This is a genomic window from Bradyrhizobium sp. (assembly GCF_017881085.1).
Taxonomy (GTDB): domain Bacteria; phylum Pseudomonadota; class Alphaproteobacteria; order Rhizobiales; family Xanthobacteraceae; genus Bradyrhizobium.
Map to the genome: position 1 here is coordinate 1 of NZ_JADGRI010000439.1, position 3502 is coordinate 3502.

Here is a 3502-nt window from a genome sequence, read left to right on the forward strand (position 1 = left end):
CGTAGCCCGGATGAGCGCAGCGATATCCGGGTTTCACCGAGGTCCCGCATGTTGCCTCGCTCATGCGGTCGACTTGCTGCATAGCGAGGTGTTTCCGTTGTGACCCAGCACCCTCGATCCTGAATCCGATGACCGAAGACGATCCGATTGACGAGATTTCACAGATCGAAGCGCGGATCGAGCAGCTTGCCGAGATCGCCGAACGATGCCGGAAGTTCATTCTGGCTTCCAAGACGGCCATCGCGGGCGGTGCCGTATTGCTGCTGATCATTGTGCTCGGCCTGTTTGGCTCCAGTCAGGTCGCGGCGCTCGGATCGATCGCCATGGTGCTGGGCGGCATCGTGTCGCTTGGATCGAATGTCAGTACGCTGCAGCAGACGGAGGCCGCCATGAGCGCCGCCGAGGCGCTCCGGGCGGAACTGATCGGCAGGATCGATTTTCGGGTTGTCGACGATGTGCCACTGAAGCTGAGTTAGCTGCCGCGGGTTGAAACGCCGTCGCTCCGGGGACGACTGCCGTCCATACTCCCGATCGTGGTTATGGGTTCCCCGATGTGCAATTGCACATCGTGGCTCATCGCGGAGCCTGTCATCGGGCGGCGCCGAGCGCCGACCCGTTGGCGATGCCCGGGAATGACGAGTGGTAGTCGATCGTCTGGCCGGGTTCCGCTTCATGCTTGCACCCGTTCCTTCATCGCCTACAATCAGCGCGGTAAACGGGCCCCGCGCCATGTCCACGCTGTTCGCCTTTCTCCACCACCTCTGCGCCTTCACGCTGGTGGCCGCCGTCGCCATCGAATTCACGCTGATCCGCTCCGAGCTGACGCTGTCCTCGGCGCGCCGGCTGCAGGCGACCGACCTCGTGCTCGGCGTTGCCGCCGGCGCGCTGCTGTTGATCGGGTTGTTGCGGGTGTTCCTGTTCGAGAAGGGCGCGAGCTATTATTTCCACAGTCACGCCTTCCTGACAAAATTTGCGCTCTTCATCGTGGTCGGGTTGCTGTCGATCATTCCGACGCTGGAATTCCTGTCGTGGGGCGAGGCGCTGACGGCGGGGCAGGTGCCCGCGATCAGCGCCAAAAAATTGAGGCTGGTGACCGGGATTATTCACGGCGAGCTTTTTGCGATTATCATCATCCTGCTCTGCGCCGCGATCATGGCGCGGGGCGGATGGGTGTAGATCGTTTTTTCGTCATTCCGGGGCGCGCGTAAGCGCGAGCCCGGAATCCATAACCACGATCGGGAGTATGGATTCCGGGTCCGCGCCACGGGGCGCGTCCCCGAATGACGAAAGAAGAAAATGCACAGGGAGAAACGTCAATGCCGTCAGCCTATTTTGTCGTCCGCGCCACCGTCGCCGATCCTGCGAAACGCAAGCCGTTCGACGAGTGGTACAGCCGCGAGCATCTGCCCGACGCCGCAAAGGCGTTCGGCGCCAGCAAGGCGCGGCGGTTCTGGAGTCTTAACGAGCCCTCGCTGCACGTGGCGATGTACGAGTTCGCCGACCCGGCCGCGCTCGATCGGGCCATGAGTGGCGACGCCCTGAAGCCGCTGGTTGCCGAATTCGACCGCTGCTGGCCCGAGGTGACGCGCACGCGCGAGATGCTGGTGCTGGCGGAGGAATTCGCGGCGTGAAGCACAGCCGTCATATGCGGGCTTGACCGGCGTATCTATCGGCCCTCGGAAGAGTCTTACGAAGGAGATGGATGGCCGGGGTCAAGCCCGGCCGTGACAGCTAGCGCCAGGCCGGGACGCCGACACCTGAACGCGCAATTCAGCGGCCATTCATCTCGACGCATTCAAACTCTCCGGGCATCACTTGCCAAACCCGAAGAGGGAAACGTCATGGAACGCCGCCGCTTTTTGAAACTTGCCGTTGGAATGGCTGCCGGGACCGCCGCGCTGACCGTGGGCGCGCAGGCCGCGCCGCTGTCGCCGCGTCCGCTTGGCGGAGACGAGCGGCTGTCGCGCGCGCATCAGGATATTCGCTCCGCTGTCACGACGGAGGCCCAGGTTGAGCATCTGAAGCCCGAGGAGGTCCGCTGGGGACATCACTGGCACCACCATTGGCACCGCCGCTGGCACTGGCACCGCCGCCATTGGCGGTGACGCGTTTTCCCGTTACCAGCCTGCAGCATCGTTTGCGCTAAGGTCGTAACCGCCGCGTTGCGGCAAGATTGAGAGGAAAGGGCCTATGAAGATACTTGTTGCGTCAGCATTTGCCGTCTGTCTCAGCCTGGTTGCGGTGTCCGCCTCGCGCGCCATGCCGCTGGCGCCGCTCGACCAGGCGGTGTCAGCCGACACCATCCGCGTCGCCGGCGGCTGCGGACCTGGCTGGCACCGTGGTCCCTATGGCGGATGCCGCCCGATGTATAATTGCCCGCCCGGCTGGCATTCCGGCCCGTTCGGCCGGCGCTGCTTCCGGAACTGGTAAGGATCAGAGCGTTTTCAGGCGAAGCGGATACCGGTTCGCGTGAAGAGAACGCGTCAAAACAATATACGAGAGGGCGGGAATCCCGCCCTCTTGCCTTCGGGTCTCAAATCACGTCGGCGGCAGCCCGCCAAACAAAACCCCGCGCGAAGCGGGGTTTTGCCGTCGTTGGCGATGATACGGAACTCAGAGTGGACGGCAGCGTCCGTAACGCCAGCTGAAGCCGATGGGGCAAATACGGCCGCGCGGCACCACCACGACCGGCTGTTCCACCACGCGGGGAGCGACGACCACGACGCCGCCATTCGGACGACATCCGCCATAGGGACCGCGATGAAAGCCGGGGCCGCAGCCGCCGGCGGCATTGGCCGCGCTGAAGCTCGCGAACGTGCCGGCAACCAGAGCTGCTGCGAAAAGGTATTTCATGTTTACTCCCTTGGTGGGCCGCAACGCGGCGCATCCTGTCGATCCAGAGACAATCCGACGCATTAAATATTTGCGACAGATCGTTGAGACGTCGAATGCTCCGCGAAGCTAATCACGGTGACCTGAACGCGGAATGAATGCGATCGGCTGCCGATTTTCAGGCCGCGCTATCGGACGGCAGGAGGAGGAGGAGAGCAGCAGAGACTGCGCAGAAAATTCGTTGCATTGGATCGTTCCGGGGTCGGACGTCATGCCCGGCATCCACGTGCCACGGCTTAGCGGCAAAGTGAGACGTGGATGGCCGGGACAAGCCCGGCCATGCCGACAAGTTCCTGCAATGAGCGGCCGCCGGAGCCGCTATTCGCTATCCCCGAACAGCGCCGCGAACCGCTTCTCGCCGGTGCGGCTGAAATTGACGACGCGGCAGCCGGGGGTGGCGTCGCGCGCGGCCCATTTCAGTTCGGTGAACCGCGTCATGATCGCAGCGCCCAGCGTGCCCGCGAGATGATGACGCCGCTCGCTCCAGTCGAGACAGGCCTTGCACACCGGACGGCGCGGATGGGCCAGCATATCCCCCGTTATCTGCAAGGCGTTTTCCAGGAAGCGCTCGCCCTCGGCGGTCAGCTCGATGTCCTGTTTCTTCTGCCGC

At 63.5% G+C, this 3502-nt stretch carries 6 protein-coding genes and 1 pseudogene; 5 read left to right on the forward strand and 2 right to left on the reverse strand.

The window, feature by feature from the left end:
• Positions 1-128: 128 nt before the first annotated feature.
• From QZ213_RS26185 to QZ213_RS26205, 5 genes are all read left to right on the forward strand, one after another.
• Positions 129-476, forward strand: a complete 348-nt coding sequence (locus QZ213_RS26185) for a hypothetical protein (RefSeq protein ID WP_291688961.1) — start codon at positions 129-131, stop codon at positions 474-476.
• Positions 477-729: 253 nt separating this feature from the next.
• Complete coding sequence (locus QZ213_RS26190) at positions 730-1176, forward strand: DUF2214 family protein (RefSeq protein ID WP_291688962.1); 447 nt, start codon at positions 730-732, stop codon at positions 1174-1176.
• Positions 1177-1316: 140 nt separating this feature from the next.
• Entirely contained in the window at positions 1317-1631 is a 315-nt protein-coding gene (locus tag QZ213_RS26195) for a hypothetical protein (RefSeq protein WP_291688963.1), read from the forward strand.
• Between the two features lie 210 nt (positions 1632-1841).
• On the forward strand, positions 1842-2105 hold the full coding sequence (locus QZ213_RS26200; RefSeq protein WP_291688964.1) for a twin-arginine translocation signal domain-containing protein: 264 nt from the start codon (positions 1842-1844) through the stop codon (positions 2103-2105).
• Positions 2106-2190: 85 nt separating this feature from the next.
• The gene (locus QZ213_RS26205) at positions 2191-2430 is read left to right on the forward strand and encodes a hypothetical protein (protein WP_291688965.1); all 240 of its coding nucleotides are present in this window, start codon (positions 2191-2193) and stop codon (positions 2428-2430) included.
• A 183-nt stretch (positions 2431-2613) separates the two neighbouring features.
• On the opposite strand, the gene QZ213_RS26210 is transcribed toward QZ213_RS26205, so the two are convergent.
• Both QZ213_RS26210 and QZ213_RS26215 read right to left on the reverse strand, forming a co-directional pair.
• Positions 2614-2853 (reverse strand): hypothetical protein, encoded by a 240-nt coding sequence (locus QZ213_RS26210; RefSeq protein ID WP_291688966.1) that lies wholly within the window; start codon positions 2851-2853, stop codon positions 2614-2616.
• 357 nt (positions 2854-3210) lie between these two features.
• Positions 3211-3502 (reverse strand): annotated as a pseudogene (locus tag QZ213_RS26215) (transcriptional regulator); the annotation flags it as partial.

Excerpts from the sequence above, each read along its gene's own strand:
- QZ213_RS26185 (WP_291688961.1), top strand. The coding sequence starts at position 129 with ATGACCGAAGACGATCCGATTGACGAGATTTCACAGATCGAAGCGCGG.
- QZ213_RS26190 (WP_291688962.1), top strand. The coding sequence starts at position 730 with ATGTCCACGCTGTTCGCCTTTCTCCACCACCTCTGCGCCTTCACGCTG.
- QZ213_RS26195 (WP_291688963.1), top strand. The coding sequence starts at position 1,317 with ATGCCGTCAGCCTATTTTGTCGTCCGCGCCACCGTCGCCGATCCTGCG.
- QZ213_RS26200 (WP_291688964.1), top strand. The coding sequence starts at position 1,842 with ATGGAACGCCGCCGCTTTTTGAAACTTGCCGTTGGAATGGCTGCCGGG.
- QZ213_RS26205 (WP_291688965.1), top strand. The coding sequence starts at position 2,191 with ATGAAGATACTTGTTGCGTCAGCATTTGCCGTCTGTCTCAGCCTGGTT.
- QZ213_RS26210 (WP_291688966.1), bottom strand. The coding sequence starts at position 2,853 with ATGAAATACCTTTTCGCAGCAGCTCTGGTTGCCGGCACGTTCGCGAGC.